The sequence below is a fragment of the Streptomyces sp. NPDC001941 genome (assembly GCF_040296945.1).
GTDB lineage: Bacteria > Actinomycetota > Actinomycetes > Streptomycetales > Streptomycetaceae > Streptomyces.
Window position 1 is genome coordinate 1 of sequence record NZ_JBEOYE010000256.1, and the last position, 1,416, is coordinate 1,416.

Consider the following 1,416-nt stretch of genomic DNA (forward strand, 5'->3'; position numbering starts at 1 on the left):
GTCAGACATCCCATGCCGTAGCGGTGTCAAGCTGCGGTTGGGAGGGTTGCGTGGTGTGACCAGGCGGTGGCCTCGTCGTAGGGGGTACGGGTCTTGAGGCATCCGTGGAGGATGCCGACGAGGCGGTTGCCGAGCTGGCGCAGGGCGGGGTTGTAGTCCAGGTCCCGGGCCCGTTGCTTGTCGTAGTAGCGGCGGGCCCCGGGTGATCTCTGCAGGGAGCAGAAGGCCTGGCGTTGCAGGGCGTCGGCGAGGCGGTTGTTGCGGACGAAGCGGGCCTGGACGGAGTGGACCTTGCCGGAGGCGCGGGTGATCGGGCTGGTGCCGGCGTAGTTCTTGCGGGCCTTGGCGGTGGTGTAGCGGGTGGGGTCGTCGCCGAACTCGGCCAGCACCCGAGCGCCGGTGATCTCGCCGATGCCGGGCATCGAGAGGTAGATCTCAGCGTCCGGGTGCGCAAGAAAATGCGCGCTCACCTGCTCTTCCAGTACGGCTATCTGCTCGTTCAGCGCGATCAGCACTCTGGCGTGCGCGGCCGCCGCGGCGCCGTAGGCGGCGGTGACCGGTGCGGGCAGGGCGAGCTGGGGCTCGCGCAGTGCGGTCTGGATCGTGCCGGCCTTCTGGTCCCGGTCGCGGCGCCGGTGCCTGGCCAGGACTGCGGTGATCTGCGGCTTCGCCAGCCTGGCCGCCTCCTCGGGCGTGGGGGCCTTGATCAGCAGTTCCAGCGCGTCGGTGCTGGTCAGCTCCAGGCCGGCGTAGGCGGTGAGGGCTCCGGGGAAGTACTCGCGCAGCGTGCTCCGCAGCCGTTGGAAGGTGCGGGTGCGCTCCCAGATCAGCGTCTGGTGGGCGCGGGCGACCACACGCACGGCCTGGGCCTGGTCGCTGTCGCCGGCGATCGGCCGCAGCTGGTCGCGGTCGATGCGGACCATGTCCGCCAGCGCGTGCGCGTCGCCCTTGTCGCTCTTGGCCCCGGAGGTGGCGTACCGCTCCTTGAACCGGGCGGCCTGGCGGGGGTTGACCGCGTAGACCAGGTAGCCGGCCGCGATCAGCGCCTGCACCCACGGACCCCGGTCGGTCTCGATCCCGACCACCACCTGCCCTGGCTCCAGAGCGTCACCTGCGTGCCGGGCCACGAGGGCGTGCAGCTTCGCGATCCCCTCAACGCCCTCCGGCAGCCGCGCGGTCGCGAGCTTTCGGCCAGTCGCGTCCTGCACCTCCACATCGTGGTGGTCTTCGGCCCAGTCATCGCCGATGAACAGCACCAGCACCAAACCCTTCGCTCTCGTACGATCCTTGCTCGCAGCCTGCGGAAGGCACGGCTCGCGCCCTAATGGATCCAGTGCTCACGCCCAACCACCCGGCGGGCACGCCATCCCATCAGCGGTCAGGCCTCCCGGCCGACCAGCAGGGGCACGGTCTGAC

General features: G+C 70.6%; 1 protein-coding gene. It reads right to left on the reverse strand.

Annotation, left to right across the window (positions count from 1 at the left end; genetic code table 11):
* Nucleotides 1–26: 26 nt before the first annotated feature.
* Nucleotides 27–1,256: an IS110 family RNA-guided transposase gene (locus ABT160_RS46990; protein WP_351656573.1), complete on the reverse strand. Its 1,230-nt coding sequence runs from the start codon at nt 1,254–1,256 to the stop codon at nt 27–29.
* Nucleotides 1,257–1,416 lie beyond the last annotated feature (160 nt).